Here is a 26,062-nt window from a genome sequence, read left to right as displayed (position 1 = left end):
ATGGGCAAGCCAGTTCAGATCAGGCTGATATCGGTACGGCCTGATTTTTGAAGGATACTGTGATGCGTCTTGAATGTCCCCACTGTCATGCGGTTTTTGAAGTGCCTCAGGCACTTTTGGACCATGCGCGCCGGTTGCGCTGCGCAAATTGTGGGGAAAGCTGGGATGCGGAGACTTCAGCCGCCATGCCTGATGAGGAAGGGCATGGTGTGGAGGAGGCTGTGGCCTCTCTCGCAGAGCCAGATGAAGCAACTGAAACTGGTGCGGGATCTCTGAAGCAACAGTCAGCAGGTGTGTGCAGTCTGGCAGCGCGGGAAATTGAGCGTCGCCAGTCCATTCTGCATTCCCGCGCACCGGTCGGGCCGGTGGCTGCATCAGAAACGCCGGTTCGTCACATGATTGGAAGCACGGGAAGCTGGTTGGCTGCATGGGGCATCAGCCTTGTCATGGTCGGGTGTGGTGCTGTTGCCGTATGGCACTGGAAAGTGGGGGAAGTGAGCCATCTATGGCCAAGTGTCGGCCATTTCGTTTCCCCCTGAGCTTTCTTACATATTGCGGGCAGCCAGCGCAGAGAGCGTGGCGCCGATAGCGGCGAGGCCCATGAGTAGGAAACCGTCAAACATCAGTGAGCCGGGCGTCAGCAGGTGGCTGCCGATCTGAAGATGCGTCGGTAGCGTACCGGCGACATGGTTCATAATGTCCTTCGCCTGCGGGTCGGCGCTGGCAGCGCTGGTCGTGATGGCGCTGACGATATGGGGCAGAATGTACCAGCCCAGCCCCAGGATCAGCAGTAGCGGAGCCAGAAGCTCGGCCACCTGTTGGGCAAAGTAGAAGACGAAATAACAGACGGACCAGATACCCGTCCGGATCAGTGCCCCGGTTGAAAGAGGGGCACTTTCCCCGCTACGGGTGTTGAGCAGGCGATCCGTAATGTTGCGGGAGGGCTGAATGTCCATAGATACGGCTTCCACTGGTCCGGTAACGGGAGTTAGTCTTCGCCCCTTGGAAATCGGACGAACATCAGCTTCGGACTAGCTGCAAGAGGCCGTCAATGCAAACATTCCGTCACCGTCATGCTGCCTTCTGACCTCAAAATTCCGTCTGGAGTGACGGAGACGGCACGCGTTCTGCTCGTGGAGCCGGACGACAAGCATGCCCAGCGGATCTGGCGTGTTCTGCTGAAAGAAGGCTTTGCCGTCACATGTCTGGGAAGTGGCGAGGCTGCGCTGGGCATGGTTGAGGATCTGATGCCCGATCTGGTGGTCGTCTGTTCGGAGCTGCCGGGCATGACAGGCGGCCAGCTTGCGCGGCGTCTGCGGCTGGATGCGTTGACCCGCACCATTCCCATCCTGATGCTGACGGAAGACGCATCTCCGGGCGTTGAGCGCGAAGGGCTGGAAAGCGGGGCAGATGCCTATATTTCCAAATCCGCTCATCCGGATCTTCTTGTGCTGCGAATGCGTGCGCTTCTGCGGGAGGGGCCGGAGCTTCTTCAGGTAGACGAGGCATCCCGCCTGCGCCGGGCCAGAATCGTTATCGTCAATTCTCCTCGTGATGAAGATGAAGACGAGGACATTCCCGACGATGCGCCAGAAACTACGCTGGGTGAACTGCTCTGGCGCGATGGCCATACGGTTACGTCCATCGAGCGCTCTGATGATCTGATCGAGGGTGGCTGGTTGCGTGGTGCAGATGGGCCTGACTGTCTGGTTCTGGAACTGGGAAGTGGCGAAGAAGACCTTAAGTTCTGCTGGCTGCTTGATGCACGGCGACAGGCCGTGCTTGAGGCGGGCGGTATCCCGTTCCGGACGCTGGGGATTGTCGAGGCGTCGCGGTTCAGGCGGCAGTCTTCCGGTGAGTTCTTTGAAGCGGGCATTGATGATCTGGTGCCCAGCGATATTGCTATTGAAGCTCTGGCGATGCGGATCAGGACACTCGCCCAGCGGCGTATGGCGCAGGATGAATTCCGCCAGCAGGAAATCGAACGTCAGCAGAATGCCCTGACGCTTGAGGCGGCGAGAGCTAAAGCTGAGATGGCCGAGGCGTTGGCACAAGCCAACATGGAACTGGCCCGGACGAATGAGCAGCTCATTCAGGCGCAGTCCAAACTCGTTCAGACCGCAAAGATGGCATCTCTGGGTGAGCTGGTGGCGGGCATTGCCCATGAAATCAACAACCCGCTGGCCTTTACGATTGCCCATGCGGACACGGTAGAGCGAACACTGAAACGCCTTCAGACGATGGGTGGCCCTGAAGAGGGGGCGCCTCTCATGCAGAAGGGGATTTCGCGTCTGGAGTCCATGAAGCTCGGACTTCAGCGCATCCAGAACCTTGTCCTGAGTCTGAGACGTTTCTCGCGGCTAGATGAGAGTTCGTTTCAGACGGTTGATGTTCCGGGCGCGCTGGATACTGCACTGGCATTGCTGGGACACAAGCTGGGGCCAGACATCATTATTGAGAAGGATCTTCAGGCGCCGGCACATCTGGTCTGCCAGCCTGCGTTCCTGAATCAGGTCGTCATGAACATCATATCCAATGCTGCTGATGCCCTGGCGGATATGTCTCCGGAAGGAGGCCCTGTGGAAGGGCGGATTGTCATTACGTCGCGGCTCGAGAACGGCCGGTATGACATGACGATCAGCGATGATGGACCTGGCCTTCCGGTTGAAATGAGAAACCGCGTCTTTGATCCGTTTTTTACAACCAAGCCTGTTGGAACCGGCACCGGACTGGGGCTGGCGATTGCCTATAGCGTCATGGAGGCTCATGACGGAACCATCGAGATCACGGATGCCAACCTGCCTGATGGCCGAGGGGTTGGAGCCTGTTTCCGGCTCAGTCTCCCCGTGACAATGACAGAAGAGGGGCCGGTTGCGACCGGTCGTCCCGTATGAGTGTATGGAGTGCCAAGGGGCCGAGCCGTCCCCGGATTTTGCTGGTGGACGATGAGGAGGAAATCCTTGTTGCGCTGGAGGATCTGCTGGAGGACCAGTACGAGATCCTCGCCACGACGGACCCGTTCAGGGCGCTTGATCTTCTGCGTGCGCATCCGGACGTTGCGACTATTATTTCTGATCAGCGAATGCCCGGCCTGACGGGGGATCAACTGCTGATGCGGGCGCGGGAGTTTTCTGACGCACGCAGTATTCTCCTGACGGGATATGCGGATCTGGATGCGGTGGTCTCGGCGCTGAATCTCGGGCAGGTGCAGGCTTACGTGCACAAACCCTGGGATTCAGATGCGCTGAGATCCCTCGTGGGGGAAGTGACCCAGCACTGTATGGCCCAGCGCGCATTACAGACGGAGCAGGCGTTGCTGCGAGGCCTTATGGAAGCGCTGCCGATCGGGCTGGTGTTTTCGGATGCACAGGGGCGATGTATCCGGAGCAATATTCTGGATGAAGCCGTTGAAAATGCCGGAGATGAACTGACGCATTTTCCAGAGGCTCTCCGGGGTGAAGTTCGCCAGATGCGTGAAACGGTCCGGCAGAACGGGCAGGAAGAGCGTCTGATTGCGGAGACTGTTCCTGACGGCAATGATGGTACCACACAACGCTGGCATGAACTGACGCGGCTCGCTCTGGCATGGCCGCAAAATGTTCCTTCTGCCGAACGCTGGCAGGTCAGTATGGACCGGGATGTCACCCGGCGTGTCCTGATGGAGAGTAGGCTTCGGCAGGCAGACAAACTTCAGTCTCTTGGGACGTTAGCTGGCGGGATTGCACACGACTTCAACAACCTTCTCGCAGCGATTTCCGGTTCTCTGGAACTGCTGGAAGATATGGTGGAGCTGGATGAGACATCTGGCGCACTCGTGAAAAATGCCATGGAGTCTGCGCAGCGAGGGGCGGTTTTGACGCGGAGGCTCCTACAGTTTGGGCGCCCGCGTGAGGCGAGGCTGGCCCCTGTTCGGCTGCAGGAACTCTTGCCGGGGCTTGAGGCGCTTCTTGTGCAAAGTCTCAAGCGGCGAAGTGGGGAGAGAAGCATCACCTGTGTGCTGTCGCTTGAAGAGCTTTCTCCCGATTTTCCCGCGGTCTGGTCTGATCAGGATCAGCTTGAGATGGCGCTTCTCAATCTATGTGTGAATGCCCGGGATGCGATGACCCGTGGCGGAACCGTGAGAGTGTCAGCGCGTCTGGTCGGGCAGAAGTTCGATACGTTGCCAGCCGAGTGTTGTCTGGAGCAGGCTGTCGCAATCGATGTGATTGATGAAGGCGAGGGGATGTCTCCGGAGGTGATGAAGCGGATTTTTGATCCGTTCTTCACTACGAAGGATGTCGGGCGTGGCACGGGTCTGGGTCTGTCCAGCGTCTATGGTTTTCTCAGCCGGAGTTATGGTGAGATCGTTGTGGACAGCACGCTGGGGAAAGGGACGTGCATGACCTTGCTCCTTCCGGTGGTCAGGGAAGATGCGCTGACGGAGCATCAGGCAAATGAGAACAAGCAATTGCCTCTGCGGGTTCTGGTCATTGATGATGAGGCACCTGTGCGGATGGTAACGGCGGGGTTCCTGCGTCACGATGGCCATGACGTCACGGCTGTGTCGTGTCTGGCGGATGCCTTGGCTGCCGTGGAGAAAAAGGGTCCGTTTGATCTGGCTGTGATCGATATGCGGATGCCGGATCATGATGGTCCTGCGTGCGCGACTGCGCTGAAGGAAAGAATGCCTCACCTGAAGGTCCTCTTCATTAGTGGGCACACGGATGCATCGCCCGAACATGGCAAGGAGGAGCCACTCTCCAAGCCCTTCACCCATAAAGGCCTGCAAACTGCGATCCAGCGGTTGATCCAAACCAGGGCGAACTAGCCTGCACATCGGGTCCCTCTTGTCAGCAGGCGGACGCACCCCATCTTTTCGTGTGATGTCTTACCAAACTACTCCCCACGATCCGGTCGGCTGGCATGGCACGACCATTCTCTGTGTCCGCCGCGATGGGCAGGTTGCCATGGCGGGGGACGGGCAGGTCTCTCTCGGGCAGACCGTCATCAAAGGCAATGCGCGCAAGGTTCGGCGTATTGGTCCGCATGGTAAAATCCTTGCGGGTTTCGCAGGCGCGACCGCTGATGCCTTCACGCTGCTGGAAAGGCTTGAGGCAAAGCTCGAGCGTTATCCGGGCCAGCTTGAGCGTGCCTGCGTCGAACTGGCGAAGGACTGGCGCACGGACCGCTATCTACGCCGTCTGGAAGCCATGATGGCCGTCGCAGACGCGGAGCGCTCTTTCACCCTGACGGGGAACGGTGATGTGCTGGAGCCGGAAGATGGCATCGTTGCCATTGGGTCTGGCGGTAACTATGCCCTGTCGGCTGCCCGGGCCTTGATGACTGTTGAGGGTCTGAGCGCAGAGGAAATCGCGCGCCGGGCCATGAAGATTGCTGGCGATATCTGCGTTTACACGAACTATTCCGTGACGCTTGAAATACTCGGCGGGGAGGCTTCCTGACATGGCCGTACCAAATTTTGCACCCCGCGAAATCGTCTCCGAACTTGATCGCTTTATTGTTGGTCAGTCCGATGCCAAGCGCGCTGTAGCGATTGCCATGCGAAACCGCTGGCGCCGGTCCCAGCTCCCGGACGGGCTGCGGGATGAGGTCGTCCCCAAGAACATCCTGATGATCGGTCCGACGGGATGCGGCAAAACGGAAATCGCCCGCCGTCTGGCGAAGCTGGCACAGTCGCCGTTCCTCAAGGTCGAAGCCACCAAGTTCACGGAAGTGGGCTATGTGGGCCGTGATGTGGACAGCATCATCCGTGATCTTGTTGAAGTCTCGCTGAACATGCTGCGCGAAGGCCGCCGCAAGGATGTGCAGGAAAAGGCTCGGGCAGCGGCTGAAAACCGTCTGGTTGATGCGCTTGTCGGGGAAGGGGCTACGGCCGACACGAAGGTCAAGTTCCGTCAGATGCTGCGGGATGGCGCGCTGGAAGACAAGGAAATTGAAATCCAGATTGCTCCCGATCCACAGGCCGGTGGTGGCAAGGAAGGGGGTGATATTCCGGGTATGCAGCCGGGACAGGTCATCAGCTTCAACGACATGATGAAAGGCTTCATGAATCGGATGCCTTCACGCAAGAAGCTGAAGGTGTCCGCGGCGCGTGAGCAGTTGATTCGTGAGGAAGCTGACAAGTTGCTGGATGACGAGTCTCTGACCCGGGAAGCAGTGGCGCATACCCAGAACCATGGCATCGTGTTCCTGGATGAGATCGACAAAGTTTGTGCGACATCCGAGCATGGAACACGGAGCGGGGACGTCTCTCGCGAAGGTGTCCAGCGTGATCTGTTGCCTTTGATTGAGGGCACGACGGTCAGCACGAAGTATGGGGCTGTGAAGACGGATCATATTCTCTTCATCGCATCCGGTGCGTTCCATATCGCCAAGCCTTCGGATCTTCTGCCGGAGTTGCAGGGGCGTCTTCCCATCCGAGTGGAACTCTCGGGGCTGAGCCGGGACGATCTGAAGCGTATCCTGCTGGAACCGGAGCACTCGCTTCTCAAGCAGTATGTCAGCCTTCTGGGGACGGAAGGTGTCACGCTAGAATTTTCTGACGACGCAGTGGATGCTCTTGCGGAACTCGCCGCAGACATCAATGAGCGCGTCGAAAACATTGGCGCGCGCCGTCTGGCTACCGTTCTTGAAAAACTGCTGGAGGATGTCTCTTTTGCGGCTTCCGAGCGCAAAGGTGAGACCGTAAGGGTGACGGCTGAGGATGTTCGTGACAGGGTGGCGCCGCTTGCCCGCAAGGGCGATCTGAGCCGCTTTATCCTGTAACGGAGACTGATTTGTGAGTGATGCCTTTCTTGCGCCGCAAGAGGAAACTGCCGCCGCTGCCATTGAGGAAATCGAAGCCGAACTGGCCATGTTTGACGACTGGATGGAGCGGTATCAGTACATCATCGAGATGGGGCGTAAACTGCCCGTTTTCCCGACGGAATGGCAGGATGACGCCCATCGTGTTCCGGGATGTCAGAGCCAGGTCTGGCTTGAGGCTGAAGACCGTGATGGCAGACTGTTTTTCGCCGGGGCTTCAGATGCTGCGATTGTGCAAGGGCTCGTAGCATTATTGTTACGGGTCTATTCGGGTCGTCCGCGCGACGAAATTCTTCAGACGAGCCCGGTTTTTCTGCACGATATGGGGCTGGTCAAGGCACTGTCTACCAATCGTGGAAATGGGGTAGAGGCTATGGCACAGGCTATTCTCAAGCGCGCTGCTGCCTGATCTTTTCTACCAAAATATGAAAAAGCCCCTGCCAGCAGATGTTGGCAGGGGCTTTTTTTGTGCTCAGTTGGCTGGCTGAGCGGCCTGAGGTGCGGTGGTTTCACACTTGGTGAACTTGCCCTTGGCGTCCCGGCAGGGCTTTGGCTTCTTCGGAGCTTCACACTTGGTGAACTTGCCTTTGGCATCCCGGCAAGGCTGGGACTTGGCGTGAGCAAACTGGCCGCCGAAGGCAACAACGGCGAGGGCCGCAAGCGCAAGTTTACGGATCATCATGATGAGGCATCCCTATGAAGTGACCCAGCCTGAAGGGATGGGTTTCGGAAACGTAAAATATTGCGTTTTCGCTTTGTAATCCAGAGTTAGTGGAAACCCTGCTGATCTTCCGGATGGACGACATCCCAGTTGGCGTGGCCACGGTAATGACCTGAAACAGGCTTCCCATTCTCCATGGCCGGAAAATATCGTGCCAGGCTGAAATAGGCGAGGGTCGTTGTTTTCAGAAGGTCAGGGCTGTTGCCTGAGGCGGTGCAGTTATGGGCAGCGCCGACTGCGTCGATATCGCATTCTACAGTGACGTCGCCCGACAGGCCCTGAATAGCGGCAAATTCTGGATATCGCGGCGGATGGGAATGTGTCCTGTCCAGTATGGGATGGCTCAGCTCGGCATCAGTTTTGAATGTATAGGTATGTTCCCAGAAGGCTTCCTGTGGCTCTGTGCCGACGTATTGAGGAAGGAACCGTGATTCTAGTGCAGCCTCCTGGGCTGCGAGACCAAAATCAGGCGCGCTCGCAAAAAGAATCTGACAATCCTTTGCGGCGCCTGTCGGGGTGATGGCGCAATGGACCGTTGCCGTCCCGCTGTGGCGATTTTCCTGTTCGGCCGGAGGGTAGGTGGCTGACACTGTGTGATGCGGGTCCTGCATCGCGGTAAGGGCTGGCGGCTCATCTTCGGCGCAGGCGGTGCCAGTAAGCATCAGGCTACCGAGCAGAAGGGGAAATATCTGGCGGATCATGCGGGCTCCAGAAGGCTTTGGACGGTAACTTTATGTTGCAGGCAAGTCCTGTAAAGCCGTTTCAACAAAAAAGGGCACCCGAAGGTGCCCTTTTCCGTAGTCGAACGTCAAAGATGGATCAGTTACCCAGTGAATAGGCAATCAGATCGTCACCCATGACGGTCGGGAAGGAGTTATGACCACCTGCATAGGTGACCACGAACTGCTTGCCATTGACAGCGTAGGTCATCGGCGTGGCCTGTGCCCCAGCCGGCAGACGGTCCTGCCAGAGGGTCTTGCCTGTCGTTAGATCGTAAGCACGGATGTAGTAATCCATTGTGCCTGTCAGGAAGCCGAGGTTGCCAGCCGTGGAGAGCGGGCCGCCGAGGCTCGGGACGCCGATCTTGATCGGAGGCAGCGGGATGGGCAGGGAGCTGCCGTGCATGGAGTCACGGAGCGTACCGTTACGATGCTGCCAGACCACCTTGTTGGTGCGCAGATCGATACCGGCCACGTAGCCCCAGGGCGGCGTACGGCAAGGCATCTTGATGCCGAGCGGCAGCAGGACCGGGTCCATGAACGGATGCAGGTCAACAGCATACGGGATGCCATAGTTCGGCTGCAGACCGGTTTCGCCACCAGAGCCCTTTGCGTTCGGTTCCGGCCATAGCGGGTTACCCGGACCACGGGGAACCAGACGGGAGACGAACGGCAGGGAGATCGGGTTGGCAAATGCCACCTGACGCTGCGGATCGACGGCCAGACCACCCCATTCGAACATGCCGAGGTCGCCCGGGAAAATCAGAGATCCCTGGAGTGACGGCGGCGTGAACGGACCTTCATAACGAAGCGAGTGGAAGTAGATGCTGCAGAACATCTGGTCGAAGATCGTGCCACCCCAGATATCGGAATCTGAGAGGGGGGCCTTCGGACGCAGGCTCAGCTGAGACATCGGCTGCGTTGGGCTCGTGTGATCGCCTGGTGCAGCGCCACCCGGAACTGGCGTTTCCGGAGCCGGGACAACTTCCTTGCCAGTGCGACGGTCAAGAACGAAGATATCGCCGGTCTTTGTGGGGACATAAATGGACGGAACGATCGAGCCGTCTTTCGCCGTGATGTCCACAAGGCTCGGCTGGGACGGAGCGTCCATGTCCCACAGATCATGATGAACGGTCTGGTAGTACCAGGCCAGCTTACCCGTCTCTGCGTTCAGCGCGATGATACCCGGAGCATAGCGCTCGGATTCCTTGGTGCGGTAACCGCCCCACTGATCCGGCGTGCCAACGCCCATTGGGATGTAAACGAGGTTCAGGTTCTTGTCGTAGGACGACACGATCCAGGAGTTCGGAGAATTCGGATGGAAGACCGGATGATCCGGGTCTGGCATCTGGTTCGGGTCCGGGTTGGACGCGTCAAACACCCACACACGCTTGCCGGTGTAGACGTCAAATGCCTGTGTTGCGCCCGATGCCTGCTTGATGGAGCCGTTATCGGTGATGGCGCTGTTGGCAATGATCAGCTTGTCCGTGATGACCGGCGGAGACGTCGGTTCATACATGCCCGGCGTGGTGTAAGGCTGGTTCGGCAGACGCAGATCCAGTTCACCATCGTTACCGAAGCCAGAGCACTTCTGCCCGGTTTCTGCATCAACTTCGACAAGGCGACCATCATTGACCGGCAGGATGATGCGCTTGGCGCAATCCGTTGGTGCCGGGTTGCCATCGCTGTCGGTGGCATCAGCAGGCGTCTGATGGAAGCTCACGCCGCGGCAGGTCAGATGCTGGAAGCCAGGGTTGACCTGAAGGTGCGGATCGAACGTCCACTTGACGTGACCCGTTGCGGCGTCAACAGCCCACAGCTTCTGATGCAGCGAGCACAGATACAGCGTGTTGTCGAATTCGATCGGGGTGACTTCGTTGGTCGCTTCGCCCGGATCATTCGGTCCCATCAGATCCTTGGTGTGGATATGCCACGCCACTTTGAGGTTCTGAACGTTGGATGAATTGATCTGCTTCAGCGGAGACCAGCGATCACCAGCCTGCGTGCGACCATAAGCGTGCCATTCGCTGTCCGGCACGTTGTCCGGGTCAGCAGGAGCGGCATTGGTCAGCTGCGTTGGCAGGTTGCCGCTGATGTCGTGCGGGTCTGTGAACAGGCCTGCGAGGAGAACCAGCACCGCGAGACCCACCGAGCCGGCAAGCGGCACGACGGAAGCGCGCGTGCCACCAATCTGGCGGGACACGAACGGAATCAGCAGCCAGATGCCGAGGATGATCACGATGTCAGAGCGGGGGACAAGGCTCCAGAGGTCGAGGCCGACCACCGAAAGTTCCCACACAACTGTCGCGAAGATCACGGCAGCGAAAAGCCAGAGGGCAGCCTGATTGCGACGCCAGGCAAGGAAGGCAGTAGCGAGAAGCGCTATACCCAGAAGGAGGTAATACAAAGGGCCGCCAAGAGAGGCGGCCCAGGCACCGCCCACGGTAAGGATCGCGCCGCAAAGCGCGAAAACCGCGGCCGTAATCAGGGCCCAAAGCCCTGGCCGGGAGGATGTGCTCATGATGTTCCTAGAGCTGTTATTTGGTGCAGCACTTGACCTTCGGACAAACACATAGAAGCGCCTTAAGAATCAAGATGTCAGAAGGTTCATCTTGCTCACGTCACTGTGAGCAAGATCACAGTGACGTGACTTGAAGAAAGGGCTTTCTTTTGCTTGCGCGTTAAAGAAAATAAATTCCTTGGCCGAATCATTCAGATGGGATAAGGCAGCCGCTCCGTGTACGCGTCCGGGCCAGAAGTGGCATGCCCGGCCGTGCAGAGTCCCGCTTTTGTGGGACCAATCGTTTACGGCGAGGGAGACCGAAATGCCCAAGATGAAGACCAAGTCGTCGGTCAAGAAGCGGTTCAAGATCACCGCAACCGGCAAAGTGACATGCGGCCCAGGCAACAAGCGCCACGGCCTTATCAACCGTCCGCAGAAGATGAAGCGCACCAACCGTGGTCCTCAGACCATGACGGATATGGACGCTAAGACCATCAAGCAGTGGGCGCCCTACGGGCTCTAAGGAGATAAGGTAACATGGCACGTGTTAAGCGGGGCGTAACGACGCACGCCCGTCACAAGAAAGTTCTCGATCTCGCCAAGGGTTATCGCGGCCGTTCGTCTACGAACTACCGTATTGCTCTGGAGCGCGTTGAGAAGGCGCTGCGCTATGCGTATCGCGACCGTCGCAACAAGAAGCGTGATTTCCGCGCCCTGTGGATCCAGCGTATCAACGCTGCCGTCCGTGAGCACGGTCTGACGTACAGCAAGTTCATCAATGGCCTGGACAAGGCTGGCATCGAGATCGACCGTAAGGTCCTTGCTGCCATTGCTTTCGACGACGCAGCTGCTTTCGCAGAAATCGTCAAGAAGGCACAGGCTGCACTCGCAGCCTGAGCTTTTCAGACCTGATCCCCACTTGTGGGGGCTGGTGACTGGCGGGCCGTCCTGTTATCAGGGCGGCCCGTTTTGTATTTGTACTGTAAGCGATGGGCGGTATGGCTGACGATCTCGACACGCTGAAGAATGACACTCTTGCTGCGCTGGGCGCTGCTCAGGATCGCGCGCAATGGGATGCCATTCGCGTTGGAACACTGGGGAAGTCTGGTGCCCTGACCGGGCTGCTCAAACAGCTTGGTAAACTTGATCCCGAAGAGCGCAAACTGCGCGGACAGGCTCTGAACCGCCTGCGGGACGAATTGACCAAAGCCATTGAAGAGCGCGGACGCGAGATTGAGGAACAGGCTCTTGAAGCGCGCCTGAAGTCCGAACGGGTAGATGTGACGATGCCTGCGCCGTCCGTTGCGACGGGCGCTATTCATCCGATCAGCCGTACCATCGAGGAAATGACCGCCATTTTTGGCGCCATGGGCTTTTCGGTTGCTGAAGGGCCGGATGTCGAGAGCCAGTGGCACAATTTCTCTGCACTCAATACGCCTGACCATCATCCTGCTCGCACGGAGCACGATACGTTCTATTTGCCGCCGAAGTCAGGAACCAATGAGCCGCGCGTTCTGCGGACCCAGACGTCTGGCGTTCAAATCCGGACGATGCTTGGCAAAAAGCCGCCTATCCGCATTATCGCACCTGGCCGCACCTATCGTGCGGATCATGATGCGACCCATTCGCCGATGTTCCATCAGTGCGAAGGTCTGGTCATTGATCGCAACATCACCCTCGGGCACCTGAAAGGCTGCCTGATCGAGTTCCTGCGCGTCTATTTTGACAAGCCCAATCTGCCGGTGCGTTTCCGTGCGTCTTATTTCCCTTTTACCGAGCCTTCCATGGAAGTGGATATCGGCTGGTCCAAGGCGACCGGTGAGATCGGCGGTGGGTCTGACTGGCTGGAAGTTCTGGGGTCCGGCATGGTGCATCCGCGCGTGCTCGCGAATTGCGGTCTTGATCCGGCCGAGTGGCAGGGTTTTGCATTCGGCATGGGCGTCGAGCGTCTCGCTATGCTCAAGAATGGTATTCCGGATCTTCGGTCCTTCTACGAGAGCGACCTGCGCTGGCTGCGTCACTATGGCTTTTCAGCTTTCTCTCCCGCCACGCTGACGGAGGGCGTGTGACATGAAGTTCTCTCTCTCATGGCTGCGTGAACATCTTGATTTTACGGCTTCTTCCGAAGAGATCTGTGCCCGCCTGAACGGGATTGGTCTTGAAGTGGAGAGCGTTGAGAACCCGGCAGAGAAGCTGGCAGGTTTCCGGACGGCCAAAATTCTGGAAGCACATCGGCATCCGGATGCGGACCGTCTTCAGCTTTGCCGCGTGGCGGCTGGTGCAGGGTATGAAGATTTGCAGGTCGTGTGCGGTGCACCGAATGCACGCGCTGGTCTGCATGTGATTTTTGCACCTCCGGGCACATATGTTCCGGGTCTCGACATCACCATCAAGAAGGGCAAGATCCGTGGCGAGGAAAGCGGCGGTATGCTGTGCTCTTTGCGCGAACTTGGCCTTGGTGAAGAAAGCAACGGCATTGCCGAGCTGCCGGAAACGGCTCCGATCGGTGAGGCGTATGCGACGTATGCGGAGCTGGATGACCCGGTCATTGAAATCGCGATTACGCCGAACCGTGGTGATGCACTGAGCATTCGCGGCATTGCGCGTGATCTTGCTGCGGCAGGCATCGGTCATCTCAAGCCTTGGCTGACGGAAACTGTTGAGGGTGATTTCGAATCCCCGATCAGTTGGAAGACCGCTAATCCGGACTGCCCGTATATCGTGGGGCGCGTCATTCGCGGTGTGAAGAATGGTCCCAGCCCGGACTGGCTCCAGCGTCGCCTGAAGGCCGTGGGTCTCAAGCCGATTTCCAGACTGGTTGACGTCACGAATTACCTCACGTTCGACCTTGGTCGCCCGCTGCATGTCTTTGATGTTGCGAAACTTTCCGGAAATACGCTGACCGTCACGCACGCCGCATGCGAGACGTTCACGGCGCTGGATGGTAACGAATACGTCCTTGGCACGGACGATATGGTGATCGTTGATGACGCCGGTGTGCAGTCGCTTGCAGGCATCATGGGGGGTCAGCAGAGCGGTGTGGATGAGAACACGACGGACGTGTTTGTCGAGGCTGCCTTGTTCGACGCCGTTCGTATTGCGCTGACGGGCCGTCGTCTGGCGATCCACACGGATGCGCGTCAGCGTTTCGAGCGTGGTGTTGATCCGGCGCTGGTGCGAAGTGGGCTCGAAGCCGCCACCATCATGATCCGTGACCTCTGCGGCGGTGAGCCGAGCGAAATCACGGAAGCTGGTCAGGTGCCGAACTGGAAGCGCACGGCGACGCTCCGTTTCGAGCGTCTTGAAACGCTGGGTGGCGTGCAGATCCCGGCGGATGACGCTGTTCGCTCTCTGGAGCATCTCGGCTTCGAAGTTGTCGAACGTGACGACGAGCGCGCAACATTCGCCGTTCCGTCCTGGAGGAATGACGTCGCGTCCGGCCAGGTGTTGGCGCAGGCCGCCACACTGGATGAAGACGTTGCCGCCAAAGCCGCAGCCAGCGTGTCTCGCATGGAAGCGGAATGCGATTTGGTGGAAGAAGTGCTGCGCCTTTACGGGTTAGACGCAGTTCCTCCTGTCGCGCTTCCACAGACGGCAATGATTTCTGCTCCTGCCGTAACGCCTCTCCAGGCGCGGACCGCACTCCTTCGTCGGATCTGCGCAGCGCGCGGCATGATGGAGACGGTGGGCTTCTCGTTTGTCGCCAATGAAGATGCGGTGCTTTTCGGGGATGTGCCAGAGACGCAGCGCCTGTTGAACCCGATTGCAACCGATCTGGATCAGTTGCGTCCAACGCCGCTCGTCAATCTGGCGCGTGCTTTGGGACGTAATCTGGCGCGTGGTCTGAGTCTCTCGGGCGAAGGATCGCTCTTCGAAATCGGACCATGCTTTGACTTTGAGGGGCAGCATCTGCGTCTTGCAGGTCTGCGTGGTGGGCTGACGGCTCGGGAACCTGGGCGGGCAGCGCAGGAAGCGACTCTTTGGGACGCCAAGGCAGATCTGACGGCGGCTCTGAGCGCGCTTGGTGTGCCAGAGGCTTCTCTGTCTGTGACGGCCGATGCACCAGGCTTTTATCATCCGGGCCGCTCTGGCCAGGTGCGTCAGGGGCCGAAACTCGTTCTCGGAGCCTTCGGTGAGCTTCATCCTCGCGTGGCCCGTGCCCTTGGGCTGAGCGGAACGGTTGTGGCCTTTGAGCTGTATCTGGATCGTATTCCCCAGCCGAAGGCCAAGAAGAAGTCTGCGCCTGTCCTGTCAGCCCTCCAACCAGTCCGCCGGGACTTCGCGTTCCTTGCAGGGCCCGAAGTCGAAGCGCAGGGTGTTCTGAAAGCTGTTCGCATGGCGGATCGGAACCTGATTCAGGATGTGCGTCTCTTTGACGTCTTCGAAGGTGGCAGCCTGCCAGAAGGGTATCGTTCGCTCGGTGTGGAGGTTGTTCTTCAGCCACAGACCGAAAGTCTGACCGATGCTGGCCTTGAAGCGCTCTCCAAATCGGTGGAAGGTGCAGTTCTCAAGGCAACAGGGGCCACGCTGCGTCGATGAATTCTCTTGCAGACTCCGGATCAGGCGATCAGTCGGTGAACAGGACTTTCCAGCTGGGGGCGTCGGTTCCCCAGCATGGGCGTGTGATCTGGATTCTGGCAGGAGAGGCGAGCGGAGACGTGATTGGTGCACGTCTCATGCTGGCGCTGCATGCGCAGGACCCCACCCTGGTCTTTGCCGGGGTGGGCGGTGGCCGTATGGAAGCACTCGGGCTGCACAGTCTGTTCCCGATGAGCGATCTGGCTGTCATGGGTCTTGTGGAAGTTCTGCCGAAAGTGAAGCATCTTCGGCAACGTCTTCTTGAGGCTGTGCAGGATATCGAGCTTCGCAAGCCGGATCTTGTTGTGACGATTGACAGCCCGGGTTTCACGCTCCGGCTCCTTCAGAAGATCGAAAATTCCGGTATCAAGCGCGTGCATTACGTTGCGCCGCAGGTGTGGGCCTGGCGTGAGAAGCGCGTGAAGGAATTTCCCGGCCTTTGGGATCGGCTTCTGTGCCTGTTGCCATTCGAGCCGGAATGGTTTGCCCAACGGGGGTTGGAGGCGCGCTTTGTCGGGCACCCGGTCCTTCAGTCCGGTGTAAGGCAGGGAAACGCCGCTCGTTTTCGTTGTAGGCATAACATTCCGGAAAATGCACCTGTTCTGATCCTGATGCCTGGAAGCCGGCGCTCTGAGGTTCCCAAGCTTCTGCCCGTTTTCCGCAAAATGCTCGACATTCTGCGGAAAACACATCCGGATATCTGTCCGGTTATTCCTGTTGCGCCTGTCATTGCGCCAACAGTGCGAAACCTGATCCGCAAATGGCCGATACAGCCGCATATTGTGACGGACATTCATGACAAGCATGATGCATTCGCGGCGGCTCAGGGCGCGCTGACGAAATCAGGAACGTCCACCCTTGAGCTGGCTATGGGGAACGTTCCCATGGTCGTCACGTATCGCGTAAATCCTGTGACGGCGATGATGGCGCGCCGGATGATCAAGGTGCCCTATGTCGCGATGGTCAATCTGCTGGCCGGGCGGGAAGTGGTCCCTGAAATGCTGCAGGAAAACTGCACGCCTGAAAAACTGGCCGCAACGATTGGTAAGCTGCTGGACGATCCTGCTGCGGCTGACAAGCAGCGTATCGCGTTTGCAGAGGTGCTTGAAAAGCTTTCACCGCCAGTGGGGACACCAGCGGACGCGGCAGCGTCTGAAATCATGGATCTTCTGGATGAGCCGGTTTCCCGCTCATCCAGATAAGAGATCGGTTAGCGAATAAAGCCGACGAGGCGTTCGGCTTCCTGCACGATTGGCTCGGAAATTTCGCGGGCGCGATCAGCACCTGTGCGCAGGACGGAGATGATATGATCCTCGTTCTGCATCAGGCGTGCAGTCTCGGTTGCGACCGGCCCAATCTTTTCCACCAGCAGATCTGCCAGAGCGCTTTTGAACGGCCCAAAGCCCTGGCCGCCGAAACGAGCCAGAACATCAGACATCGTTTCGTCTGACATAGCAGCATAAATCGCCACCAAATTGCGGGCTTCCGCGCGGTCTCCAAGTCCTTCGACTTCACTCGGCAGGACGTCCGAATCCGTCTTTGCGCGGCGAATTTTCAGAGCGATTTCGTCTGGGGTGTCCGTCAGGACAATGCGGCTCTGTTCGGACGGGTCTGACTTGGACATTTTCTTCGTGCCGTCACGCAGGCTCATGACGCGGGCTGCTGCTGGCGGAATGAATGCCTCAATCTGCGGAAAGAAGTCCGTGCCCATGTCATGGTTGAACTTCTGGGCAATGTCATTGGCCAGCTCGATATGCTGCTTCTGGTCATCGCCGACCGGAACGCGTGTGGCGTGGAACGCCAAAATGTCCGCAGCCATCAGGTTTGGATAGACATATAGACCAGCGGAATGGTTTTCCCGGTTCTTGCCTGCCTTGTCCTTGAACTGGGTCATGCGGTTCAGCCAGCCGAGACGGGAGACGCAGTTAAAGATCCAGCCGAGACGGGCATGAGCGCTGACGGCCGACTGATTGTAGAGGCGTGTTGGCTCAATGCCTGTTGCCAGAAGGCACGCTGCGGAGCCAAGGGTCTGCTTGCGCAGGTCTTCCGGCGTCCAGGGCATCGTAAGGGAGTGCATGTCCACAAGGCAGAAGACGCAGTCATGGTCTGCCTGCATGGCGGCCCAGTTACGGATGGCGCCCAGGTAGTTACCCAGATGAGGAATGCCGGTCGGCTGAATGCCGGAAAATACACGCTGCATGATGAATTCAGTCTTCAGCTTTGGGAAAGGGTCGTGCTCTCACGGAAGCGGGTGCTTCTGCTCCAGGAGCTTTCGTTCCTGGTAACTTGTTGCCGGATCGCCTGGCTGCATACGGGCGCTGGCAATGTCGGCAGGAGCGATAACGGGGGCGGGTTGGGTCTGACCGCGGGCGATCAACCAGTTAAGAGTGTCAGAAATCTGCTGATCTGTGAGACGATCACGATACGCAGGCATGGAATAGTTATAGCCGTACCCTTGCGTTTTGAAGCTGCCGCGGAGGCCATTCAGAAGCACCGTCGCAAGGTAATGGCGGCCTTCCGGCGTCTGGGCAATGACGTCCAGCCGACCAACCAGGGGCGGCGTTTCGCCCGGCATTCCACCGCCACCATGATGGCAGATCCCGCAGTTGGGGCCGTAAACAGCTTGTCCGGCCGGCTTTTTCCCGCAACAGGTCAGAGTGAGGCAGAGAGGAAGAACAATCCGTTTCATGGCAGAGGCGTCTGCTGTTCCAGTTTCTGGCGTTCGAGCAAAACTTCTTCGGGAGAAAGCGGATGTTTGCGTTCTTCAGCGATGTCGGCGGCCGTAAAGGTCGGGCCACCCGATGGCATTTCCTGACTGGCCACAAATGTCAGGATCCGTGCGATTTCATCGTCGGGAAGTCGGTGAAATGAAGGCATGGAGCTATTGTAGGCCGCACCGCCTGCTGTAATTGGCCCATCAAGACCATTCAACAGCACATGAATGACGTAGCGGTGGCCTTCGGGCGTCAGGGCGATATGGCCAACCCGACCAAAGATCGGAGCTACGGCGCGGACCTGCCCATGGCCGCCATGATGGCAGATGCTGCATTCATTCGAATACTCGCGAGGGGCTTGTTCACGATTTTCCCATGCATGACCGACGACGAATGCAATCGCCAGAAAAATGGCGATAAACAGGGGAAGCCGGATTGCTGGGTCTAATCTGATCACAGACTGTTTGTCGCATTTTCAGACCGCATTCAGCAAGGGCGGGTCTTGGCAAATCCGTTCCGATAGGGCTCATGGGCGCTATCGAAGGGAGAAAGCATGAGCAGCAAGGGACGTCTGGTACTGTATGTGGGGCCAATGTTTGCAGGGAAATCCTCGCATCTGATCAAGGCCGCGGCTGCGCATGAGCGTGTTCTTGCTCTCAAACCGGGATTCGATACGCGGGATGGCGCTGAACTGGTGAGCCGCGATGGCTCACATTTTGCAGCCCAGTCCGTGCGGCAGTGGCCTGCGCAGGCTGATAATTACGATCATATCGTGCTGGACGAAGTGCAGTTCATGGTCGCTCCGCATTATGAGGGCGACATTGTAACGGAATTGCAGGCTGCAAAATTGCGTGGGGCGACGGTGACCGTCGGTGGGCTGGATAGCGATTATCGTCAGCAGCCGTTCGAAATCGTGTCAAAGCTGATGCAGTTTGCCGACGATATCATTTATCTTGAAGCCCGGTGTCATACCTGCAACGGCCCGGCGCGCTGGACGGCCAAGACGCATGAAACAGGACGTCTTCTCGAGACAGGCGACCAGGAGCTTTATGAAGCGCGCTGCAATGAGCACTGGTGCCTTCCAGAAAAGCCCTGAGGCTTTTCTGGAAGTAGAGGGCAGTCTTTACTGCTGCCCGTTGTTGACGCCCAGAAGCTGGATCTTGAAGATCAGCGGGCTGTTCGGCGGAATAATACCCATGGAGCGCTTGCCGTAACCCAGCTTGGCGGGAAGGTAGAGCATCCACTCATCTCCGACATGCATCATGGGCAGGGCTTCAAGCCAGCCATCGACCAGACCATCCAGCGGCATTTCCATATAAGCGCCGTTACCGTGCTGGTCGGAGCTGTCGAAAATACCGCCATCCGGCAGCCGACCTTCATAGATCACCATGATGCTGGACCCACGGTGTGGGCTTTCGCCGTCCTTCGGTCCGCTTTTCAGAACCTTGTAGGACAGCCCGTCGGGGAGGGTCTTGACGCCTGGTTCCGCCTGGACCTTCGCCATAAACTGCTCAGGCGTCAGTTCCGGCGCGTCTTCCTTGTGTCCGGCACATCCTGCAAGAAGTGCGCCGCAAAGGGTCAGGGCTGATGTAAGGCGAAACAGGCTGGTCATGGTCCCCCGCAACTGGTTATGGGTCAGAGTGCGCCGCCGCGACGGCCAATCTGGCCGCCCAGACGCAGGCGCAAAGCGTTGAGCTTGATGAAGCCCTGCGCATCCTGCTGATTATACGCGCCTTCGTCGTCCTCGAATGTCACAACGCGGGTATCGTACAGGCTGTTCGGGCTCTCGCGACCGACGCAAACGACATTACCCTTGTAGAGTTTCATGCGAACGCGACCGTTGACGGAATGCTGGCTGGCATCGATCAGGGCCTGAAGCATCCGGCGCTCAGGGGAGAACCAGAAGCCGTTATAGATCAGTTCCGCATAGCGCGGCATGATGCTGTCCTTAAGGTGGGCAGCTTCGCGGTCCAGCGTGATGCTCTCGATGGAGCGGTGAGCGGCCAGCAGGATCGTGCCACCAGGCGTTTCGTAGATACCGCGGGACTTCATGCCCACAAAGCGGTTCTCCACGATATCCAGACGGCCAATGCCGTTTTCACGGCCCAGTTCGTTCAGGCGCGTCAGCAGCGTTGCCGGGCTCATGGCCACGCCATTGATGGCAACCGGGTCACCATTCACGAAGTCGATGCTGATTTCCGTAGCTTTGTCCGGCGCGGCTTCCGGGGAAATGGTACGCTGGAAAACGATTTCGTCAGGCGCTACAGCCGGATCTTCAAGCAGCTTGCCTTCAGACGATGAGTGCAGAAGGTTGGCGTCAACGGAGAACGGTGCTTCGCCGCGCTTGTCCTTCGTGACGGGGATCTGATTTTCTTCTGCAAACTCAAGCAGCTTCGTCCGGGATGTCAGTTCCCATTCGCGCCATGGAGAAATGACCTTCACGTCCGGCTTGAGGGCGTAATAGCCAAGCTCGAAACGGACCTGATCGTTACCCTTGCCGGTTGCGCCGTGAGCGACGGCATCCGCACCAACAGCTTCGGCAATTTCGATCTGGCGCTTTGCGATCAGCGGACGGGCGATGGACGTGCCGAGGAGGTACTGGCCTTCATAAACCGTGTTCGCACGGAACATCGGGAAGACGTAGTCCTTGACGAAGGTCTCGCGCAGATCTTCGACGAAGATTTCCTTCACGCCGAACATCTCGGCCTTCTTGCGGGCCGGCTCCAGCTCTTCGCCCTGACCCAGATCGGCCGTAAAAGTCACGACCTCGCAGTTATAGGTCTTCTGGAGCCATCGGAGGATGACCGAAGTGTCCAGCCCGCCGGAATAGGCGAGAACGACTTTCTTGACGTCCTGATGGGCGCTCATAACTGCGTGGTCCTTATGGTTTTCGTTCGGAAGGCGTTTCTAGCATCCCGCGTTCGTGAGGGAAACCGGGCGTCAGGCGGTTTTGCGCTGACGCTCGCTTTCGGTCTTGAGCTGCCCGCAGGCCGCAAGAATATCCTGCCCACGTGGGGTGCGGATCGGAGAGGCAAAGCCTGCATCCATCACGATCTTTGCAAACTTTGCGAGTTGCTCACGTGTGGAGGGTTTGAAGTCTGAACCGGGCCATGGGTTGAACGGGATCAGATTGACCTTGGCTGGCATGTCCTTGATCAGGCGCACCAGTTCGCGGGCATCGGCTTCGCTGTCATTGACGCCGCGCAGCATGATGTATTCGAACGTGATACGGCGGGAATTCGATGCAGCCGGGTAGCGCCTGCAGGCCGCCATGAGCTCTTCGATCGGATATTTGCGGTTCAGCGGGACGATCTGATCGCGCAGTTCGTTCGTGACGGCGTGGAGGGAAATGGCCAGATTGATGCCGAGTTCCTCGCCGCAGCGGTCCATCATCGGGACGACACCGGATGTGGACAGCGTGATACGACGGCGCGAGAGGGCAATGCCTTCACCATCCATGATGATGCGCATGGCCTTGGCTACGTTGTCATAATTGTAGAGCGGTTCACCCATGCCCATCAGAACGATGGTCGACAGGAAGCGGGGCATGTCCGCACTGGGGCTTGGCCATTCCTTGTAGCTGTCTCGTGCCGCCATGAACTGGCCGACGATTTCCGCAGGACCCAGATTGCGAACAAGCTTCTGTGTGCCGGTATGGCAGAACGTACAGGAGAGGGTGCAGCCTACCTGCGAGGAAATGCAAACCGCGCCACGGTCTTCCTTGCGGTCAGGGATATAGACCGTCTCGGCTTCCTGTCCGTCACGAAAGCGGAAAAGGAATTTGCGGGTGGAATCAACGGATGTCTGTTCCGTTGTTGTTGTGGGGCGGCCGACGATGAAATGTTCTGCCAGCTTGGCCTGAAGAGGCTTGGCAATGGTGCTCATCTTCGAAAAGTCTGTCGCGCCCTGGTGGTAGATCCAGTGCCAGATCTGCTTTGCCCGGAATGGCTTTTCGCCAATTTCGGTCATCAGGGCGGCAAGTTCCTCACGCGACATGCCGACGAGATCCCGACGGCCATCTTCCAGCCTTGCTTCTGGCGGCGCGAAGAGGGCGGATTTTGCGCGGATACGCTCCCGCTCAGCCTCGTTCAGGTCGTCAGAGGCGACGGAGTTGATGCGCGGGCGGGTATCTGGGTGTGTCAGGACGGTCATGGCGGCGGACCCATAGCACGGAGAGAGCGCGGATTTCCAAAGGAAAGTGAGTCTTCATCAAAGAGGATGGACTCTTTGTACCGATCGGTACAAATTGGGCTTATCCTTTTAGTTAGGAAATTTCACTATGAACATCAGACCACCCCTGCCGCCGTTCACGCGTGAAACGGCCATCCAGAAAGTTCGTGCTGCGGAAGATGCATGGAATGGTCAGTGCCCGAAGCAGGTAGCTTTGGCCTACACCCAGGACAGCCGTTGGCGGAATCGGAATGAATTTCTCGCAGGTCGGGCGGAAATTACGGCATTTCTCGCCCGGAAGTGGGAAAGGGAACTCGAGTACCGGCTGATTAAGGAGCTTTGGGCGTTTGATGGAAACAGGATTGCGGTGCGGTTCGTTTATGAATGGCGCGATCATGGTGGCCAGTGGTGGCGTTCCCATGGAAACGAAAACTGGGGTTTCAATGATGCCGGGCTGATGGGTGAGCGGCATGCCAGTATCAATGACGTACGGATTGGAGAGTCAGAGCGTTTGTTCCGTTGGGAAGAATCGGTGCGGCCTGATTCTCATCCGGGACTGAGTGAGATGGGTTTGTGATGACTTCTTCCCGTCGAAGCCGTGATCCAGTTCTTCAGGCAATTGCTGAGGTATTCCGGCGTCATGGATATGAAGGAGCTTCTCTTAGTCGTTTGACCGCGGCAACCGGACTGGGAAAGGGGAGCCTTTATAACTTTTTTCCGGATGGGAAAGAGCAGATGGCCGCCGAAGTTCTGGCTCATATCCAATGCTGGTTCGAGGCAGAAATCTTTGTGCCCCTTAAAGAAACTGAAGGCCCCTTGACGGGAATTGAGAGTATGTTCCGGAGTACGGAACAGTATTTCCAGTCAGGTCAGAGGATTTGCCTGATGGGACTTATGGCACTGGATGGGGAGACGCCGTTCGGGACACAGATCCAGGCTTATTTTTCCGACTGGCAGGCCGCTCTTGCCTTAGCGATTCATAGCTCTGGAAAGTTGAAAGAGGAATCCACCGATCTTGCAGAAGAAATTGTCAGTGGGATTCAGGGTGCTCTGGTTCTGGCGCATGCGCAGTCCGATGCAGGAATTTTCCTGCGTCGGATGCAGTCATTCAGGCGGCGGCTGGCGTTTCCGTGCGGCGAGCTGCAATAAGAAATTCCCGATTACCTTCAGGGCCGGTGATCGGGCTGGCCTCGATTCCAAGGACTTCCCAGCCGGGAAGTGAGGCAAACCAGTCCCGGATTTCTGCGCAGACCCGATCATGGACAGCCGGATCTCTCACGACACCTTTTGCGCCCACTTCTCCACGACCTGCTTCGAACTGGGGCTTGATCAGCGCAATGGCCCATGCGTCAGGCGTTGTAAGAGCCAGAGCAGCGGGAAGAACTGTTTTGAGGCCGATGAAGCTGGCGTCACAGACGACAATACCAGCCGGTTCAGGAATTTGTTCCGCCGTCAGGGCTCGGGCATTCGTCTTTTCCATGACGACAACCCGTTCGTCAGACCGAATTTTCCAAGCCAACTGCCCATGGCCCACATCAACAGCGTAAACCTTGCTGGCGCCATGAGTTAGCAGAACGTCTGTAAAGCCGCCCGTAGAAGCGCCGACGTCGATAGCAATACGACCTTTCGGGTCTAGCCCGAAATGCTCGATACCATGAATGAGTTTCAGGCCACCGCGCGAGACCCAGGGATGATCCTGCCCTTTAAGGGATAGGGGAGCATCTTCCGGAAGCTGGTCTCCAGCCTTGGCGATGCGCCGGTCCCCCGTATAGGCAAGACCCGCCATGATGAGGGATTGGGCGCGTGTTCGGCTTTCGACCAGCCCTCGATCAACGAGGAGCTGGTCTGCGCGGCGTTTAGCCATGAATCAGGCTGACTGCTGAGCGACTTCAACGCCCAGTGCTGCGGCGGCAGTCCGGACAATGTGCGGAGCCGTCAGGCCAGCTTCGTCGTACTGAACGTCGGGGTTGTTGTGGTCGATGTATTTGTCCGGAAGTGCCATGGGACGGAATTTCACCGTGTCCAGCTTGCCTGTCTCGGCGAGGTGCTGAACGACCAGGCTGCTGAAGCCGCCGATTGCGCCTTCTTCCAGCGTGATGAGCACTTCATGCTGCGCGACCAGATCATCAACCAGCTTGGTGTCGATCGGCTTTGCGAAACGTGCGTCTGCCACTGTGACGGAGACGCCCTGGGCAGCAAGCTGATCAGCAGCACGCAAAGACTCGTGCAAGCGCGTGCCAAGTGACAGGATTGCCACGCCAGAGCGTGTGCCGGGAGCCTGACGGGATTCGCGAACGATGCGACCCTTGCCGATTTCCTGAACTTCACCCTTTTCCGGCAGATCCAGACCGATGCCGCTGCCACGTGGATAGCGGAAGGCGATCGGGCCAGCATCGTATTCACAGGCTGTGGCGGTGGCATGCAGCAGTTCGATTTCATCGGACGGCGCCATGACAACCATGTTGGGCAGGCAGCACAGATAATTCAGGTCGAACGAACCGGCATGGGTTGCGCCGTCAGCACCTACGAGACCAGCGCGGTCAATCGCGAAGCGAACTGGCAGGTTCTGCAGGGCGACGTCATGCACAACCTGATCATAGGCACGCTGCAGGAAGGTCGAGTAGATCGCGCAGAAAGGACGCAGACCTTCCGAAGCGATACCTGCTGCAAAGGTGACGGCATGCTGCTCTGCGATGCCAACGTCAAAGAAGCGGTCCGGATAGGCCTTGGCAAATGCCGTTAGCCCCGTACCGGACGGCATTGCGGCGGTAACGGTGACGAGCTTGTCGTCCGTCTTTGCGCGACGCATAAGTTCGCGGCTGAAAACGGAAGTATAGCTTGGCGGACCGGCTGGAGCCTTCTTCTGCTCGCCCGTGACGACATTGAACTTGCTGACAGCATGGTACTTGTCGCCAGCAGCTTCGGCTGGTTTATAGCCGCGCCCCTTTTCGGTGATGATGTGGAGCAGGATCGGGCCCTGATCGTCAGCATCACGCAGGTTGCGCAGGATGGGGACGAGCTGCGTCATATCGTGGCCATCGACCGGGCCGACGTAATAGAAGCCGAGTTCCTCGAACAGCGTGCCGCCGGTGATCATGCCGCGGGCATATTCCTCGGCGCGCTTGGCCGTACGCTCGATCTTGCCCGGCAGGCGCTTGGCGACCTTGCCAGCCAGATCCCGCAGACCGAAGAACTGGCGCGAGGACATCAGGCGGGACAGATAGTTCGACATTGAACCGACTGGGGGTGCAATCGACATTTCATTGTCGTTCAGCACCACGATCAGCCGGTTTGCGCCGGGGCCTGCAACGGCGGCGTTGTTCATGGCTTCGTAGGCCATGCCCGCGGAAATGGAGCCGTCACCAATGACCGCAATCACATTGCGCTCATGGTAGCTCGGATCTTCTTCCGCACGCAGGTGATGCGCCACAGCCATGCCAAGGCCGGCGGAAATGGAGGTGGATGAATGCGCTGCACCGAACGGGTCGTATTCGCTTTCCGCACGGCGGGTAAAGCCGGACAGACCTTCCGGCTGACGCAGGGTGCGAATGCGATCACGGCGGCCCGTCAGGATCTTGTGCGGGTAAGCCTGGTGGCCGACGTCCCAGATGATGCGATCATCAGGCGTGTTGAACACAGCGTGCAGTGCAACGGTCAGTTCGACGACACCAAGGGAGGCGCCAAGATGGCCGCCAGTGGTGGAAACGGCGTCAACCGTTTCGGAGCGCAGTTCGTCGGCAAGCTGCTTGAGCTGATCGACAGAAAGATTCCGCATGTCTGACGGCAGGGTCACGCGGTCCAGAACCGGATAGCGGCCGTAGGTAGGGATCGTGGAAGACGGGTTGCTCATAAA

The 26,062-nt window shown here is 58.2% G+C and carries 26 protein-coding genes and 1 pseudogene; 15 read left to right on the top strand and 12 right to left on the bottom strand.

Going from position 1 to position 26,062, the window contains the following annotated elements; genetic code table 11:
* Positions 1-62: 62 nt before the first annotated feature.
* A pseudogene (locus GFR01_RS16140) lies at positions 63-158 on the top strand (zinc-ribbon domain-containing protein); the annotation flags it as partial.
* Positions 159-185: 27 nt separating this feature from the next.
* Positions 186-539 (top strand): hypothetical protein, encoded by a 354-nt coding sequence (locus tag GFR01_RS13010; protein ID WP_244902318.1) that lies wholly within the window; start codon positions 186-188, stop codon positions 537-539.
* Between the two features lie 6 nt (positions 540-545).
* Here GFR01_RS13010 and GFR01_RS13005 read toward each other — a convergent pair whose 3' ends face one another.
* Positions 546-956: a hypothetical protein gene (locus GFR01_RS13005; protein ID WP_015073653.1), complete on the bottom strand. Its 411-nt coding sequence runs from the start codon at positions 954-956 to the stop codon at positions 546-548.
* A gap of 117 nt (positions 957-1,073) precedes the next feature.
* On the opposite strand from GFR01_RS13005, the gene GFR01_RS13000 reads away from it, so the two are divergent.
* Genes GFR01_RS13000 through GFR01_RS12980 form a run of 5 tightly spaced genes read left to right on the top strand, consistent with a single transcriptional unit; the run spans position 1,074 to position 7,213 of the window.
* Positions 1,074-2,894, top strand: coding sequence for an ATP-binding protein (locus tag GFR01_RS13000; protein WP_099182818.1), 1,821 nt, complete (start codon positions 1,074-1,076; stop codon positions 2,892-2,894).
* On the top strand, positions 2,891-4,807 hold the full coding sequence (locus GFR01_RS12995) for an ATP-binding response regulator (protein ID WP_099182817.1): 1,917 nt from the start codon (positions 2,891-2,893) through the stop codon (positions 4,805-4,807). The genes GFR01_RS13000 and GFR01_RS12995 overlap by 4 nt, the downstream gene beginning before the upstream one ends.
* Before the next feature lie 55 nt (positions 4,808-4,862).
* On the top strand, positions 4,863-5,441 hold the full coding sequence (hslV, locus tag GFR01_RS12990) for an ATP-dependent protease subunit HslV (RefSeq protein WP_174694723.1): 579 nt from the start codon (positions 4,863-4,865) through the stop codon (positions 5,439-5,441).
* A gap of 1 nt (position 5,442) precedes the next feature.
* Positions 5,443-6,765 (top strand): ATP-dependent protease ATPase subunit HslU, encoded by a 1,323-nt coding sequence (gene hslU, locus GFR01_RS12985; protein WP_099182815.1) that lies wholly within the window; start codon positions 5,443-5,445, stop codon positions 6,763-6,765.
* A gap of 13 nt (positions 6,766-6,778) precedes the next feature.
* Positions 6,779-7,213 carry a SufE family protein gene (locus tag GFR01_RS12980; protein WP_099182814.1) on the top strand — a complete coding sequence of 145 codons (435 nt, stop codon included), beginning with the start codon at positions 6,779-6,781 and terminating at the stop codon, positions 7,211-7,213.
* A 63-nt stretch (positions 7,214-7,276) separates the two neighbouring features.
* On the opposite strand, the gene GFR01_RS12975 is transcribed toward GFR01_RS12980, so the two are convergent.
* From GFR01_RS12975 to GFR01_RS12965, 3 genes are all read right to left on the bottom strand, one after another.
* Positions 7,277-7,486, bottom strand: coding sequence for a hypothetical protein (locus GFR01_RS12975; protein ID WP_099182813.1), 210 nt, complete (start codon positions 7,484-7,486; stop codon positions 7,277-7,279).
* 86 nt (positions 7,487-7,572) lie between these two features.
* The gene (locus tag GFR01_RS12970) at positions 7,573-8,226 is read right to left on the bottom strand and encodes an energy transducer TonB (protein ID WP_099182812.1); all 654 of its coding nucleotides are present in this window, start codon (positions 8,224-8,226) and stop codon (positions 7,573-7,575) included.
* A 118-nt stretch (positions 8,227-8,344) separates the two neighbouring features.
* Positions 8,345-10,765, bottom strand: a complete 2,421-nt coding sequence (locus GFR01_RS12965) for a glucose/quinate/shikimate family membrane-bound PQQ-dependent dehydrogenase (RefSeq protein WP_099182811.1) — start codon at positions 10,763-10,765, stop codon at positions 8,345-8,347.
* Between the two features lie 304 nt (positions 10,766-11,069).
* Here GFR01_RS12965 and rpmI point away from each other — a divergent pair, with 304 nt between their 5' ends.
* The 5 genes from rpmI to lpxB all read left to right on the top strand — a co-directional run bounded on the left by rpmI (position 11,070) and on the right by lpxB (position 16,527).
* Positions 11,070-11,270 carry a 50S ribosomal protein L35 gene (gene rpmI / locus GFR01_RS12960; RefSeq protein ID WP_010501937.1) on the top strand — a complete coding sequence of 67 codons (201 nt, stop codon included), beginning with the start codon at positions 11,070-11,072 and terminating at the stop codon, positions 11,268-11,270.
* 14 nt (positions 11,271-11,284) lie between these two features.
* Complete coding sequence (rplT, locus tag GFR01_RS12955; RefSeq protein ID WP_007282845.1) at positions 11,285-11,644, top strand: 50S ribosomal protein L20; 360 nt, start codon at positions 11,285-11,287, stop codon at positions 11,642-11,644.
* A 101-nt stretch (positions 11,645-11,745) separates the two neighbouring features.
* A complete protein-coding gene (gene pheS / locus GFR01_RS12950) occupies positions 11,746-12,816 on the top strand; it encodes a phenylalanine--tRNA ligase subunit alpha (RefSeq protein ID WP_099183008.1) in 1,071 nt (356 codons plus the stop codon).
* Position 12,817: 1 nt separating this feature from the next.
* On the top strand, positions 12,818-15,286 hold the full coding sequence (gene pheT / locus GFR01_RS12945) for a phenylalanine--tRNA ligase subunit beta (RefSeq protein ID WP_099182810.1): 2,469 nt from the start codon (positions 12,818-12,820) through the stop codon (positions 15,284-15,286).
* Positions 15,283-16,527 carry a lipid-A-disaccharide synthase gene (gene lpxB / locus GFR01_RS12940; RefSeq protein ID WP_099182809.1) on the top strand — a complete coding sequence of 415 codons (1,245 nt, stop codon included), beginning with the start codon at positions 15,283-15,285 and terminating at the stop codon, positions 16,525-16,527. Before pheT ends, lpxB begins: the two co-directional genes overlap by 4 nt.
* Positions 16,528-16,535: 8 nt before the next feature.
* On the opposite strand, the gene trpS is transcribed toward lpxB, so the two are convergent.
* The 3 genes from trpS to GFR01_RS12925 are packed head-to-tail and all read right to left on the bottom strand — an operon-like array spanning position 16,536 to position 18,496.
* On the bottom strand, positions 16,536-17,525 hold the full coding sequence (gene trpS / locus GFR01_RS12935; protein ID WP_099182808.1) for a tryptophan--tRNA ligase: 990 nt from the start codon (positions 17,523-17,525) through the stop codon (positions 16,536-16,538).
* A 39-nt stretch (positions 17,526-17,564) separates the two neighbouring features.
* Complete coding sequence (locus GFR01_RS12930; protein WP_099182807.1) at positions 17,565-18,014, bottom strand: c-type cytochrome; 450 nt, start codon at positions 18,012-18,014, stop codon at positions 17,565-17,567.
* Positions 18,011-18,496, bottom strand: coding sequence for a c-type cytochrome (locus tag GFR01_RS12925; protein WP_099182806.1), 486 nt, complete (start codon positions 18,494-18,496; stop codon positions 18,011-18,013). Before GFR01_RS12925 ends, GFR01_RS12930 begins: the two co-directional genes overlap by 4 nt.
* Positions 18,497-18,592: 96 nt before the next feature.
* Here GFR01_RS12925 and GFR01_RS12920 point away from each other — a divergent pair, with 96 nt between their 5' ends.
* A complete protein-coding gene (locus tag GFR01_RS12920; RefSeq protein WP_063905384.1) occupies positions 18,593-19,135 on the top strand; it encodes a thymidine kinase in 543 nt (180 codons plus the stop codon).
* 27 nt (positions 19,136-19,162) lie between these two features.
* Here the strand turns inward: GFR01_RS12920 and GFR01_RS12915 are convergent, their stop codons facing one another.
* From GFR01_RS12915 to rlmN, 3 genes are all read right to left on the bottom strand, one after another.
* Complete coding sequence (locus tag GFR01_RS12915; protein ID WP_063905385.1) at positions 19,163-19,651, bottom strand: FKBP-type peptidyl-prolyl cis-trans isomerase; 489 nt, start codon at positions 19,649-19,651, stop codon at positions 19,163-19,165.
* A 23-nt stretch (positions 19,652-19,674) separates the two neighbouring features.
* On the bottom strand, positions 19,675-20,907 hold the full coding sequence (locus GFR01_RS12910) for an argininosuccinate synthase (protein WP_007282854.1): 1,233 nt from the start codon (positions 20,905-20,907) through the stop codon (positions 19,675-19,677).
* A 72-nt stretch (positions 20,908-20,979) separates the two neighbouring features.
* Positions 20,980-22,191 (bottom strand): 23S rRNA (adenine(2503)-C(2))-methyltransferase RlmN, encoded by a 1,212-nt coding sequence (rlmN, locus tag GFR01_RS12905; protein ID WP_099182805.1) that lies wholly within the window; start codon positions 22,189-22,191, stop codon positions 20,980-20,982.
* 127 nt (positions 22,192-22,318) lie between these two features.
* Here rlmN and GFR01_RS12900 point away from each other — a divergent pair, with 127 nt between their 5' ends.
* Positions 22,319-22,786 (top strand): nuclear transport factor 2 family protein, encoded by a 468-nt coding sequence (locus GFR01_RS12900; protein WP_099182804.1) that lies wholly within the window; start codon positions 22,319-22,321, stop codon positions 22,784-22,786.
* Entirely contained in the window at positions 22,786-23,358 is a 573-nt protein-coding gene (locus tag GFR01_RS12895; protein WP_099182803.1) for a TetR/AcrR family transcriptional regulator, read from the top strand. The genes GFR01_RS12900 and GFR01_RS12895 overlap by 1 nt, the downstream gene beginning before the upstream one ends.
* Here the strand turns inward: GFR01_RS12895 and GFR01_RS12890 are convergent.
* Complete coding sequence (locus GFR01_RS12890) at positions 23,318-24,073, bottom strand: TlyA family RNA methyltransferase (RefSeq protein WP_099182802.1); 756 nt, start codon at positions 24,071-24,073, stop codon at positions 23,318-23,320. The two genes, GFR01_RS12895 and GFR01_RS12890, sit on opposite strands and share 41 nt — an antisense overlap.
* Before the next feature lie 3 nt (positions 24,074-24,076).
* Complete coding sequence (gene dxs / locus GFR01_RS12885) at positions 24,077-26,059, bottom strand: 1-deoxy-D-xylulose-5-phosphate synthase (RefSeq protein ID WP_099182801.1); 1,983 nt, start codon at positions 26,057-26,059, stop codon at positions 24,077-24,079.
* Positions 26,060-26,062: the final 3 nt, after the last annotated feature.

It is taken from the genome of Gluconobacter frateurii (assembly GCF_002723955.1).
Lineage (GTDB): Bacteria > Pseudomonadota > Alphaproteobacteria > Acetobacterales > Acetobacteraceae > Gluconobacter > Gluconobacter frateurii.
Note: the sequence above shows the minus strand (reverse complement) of the source record. Positions and strands in the feature narration are given on the sequence as shown.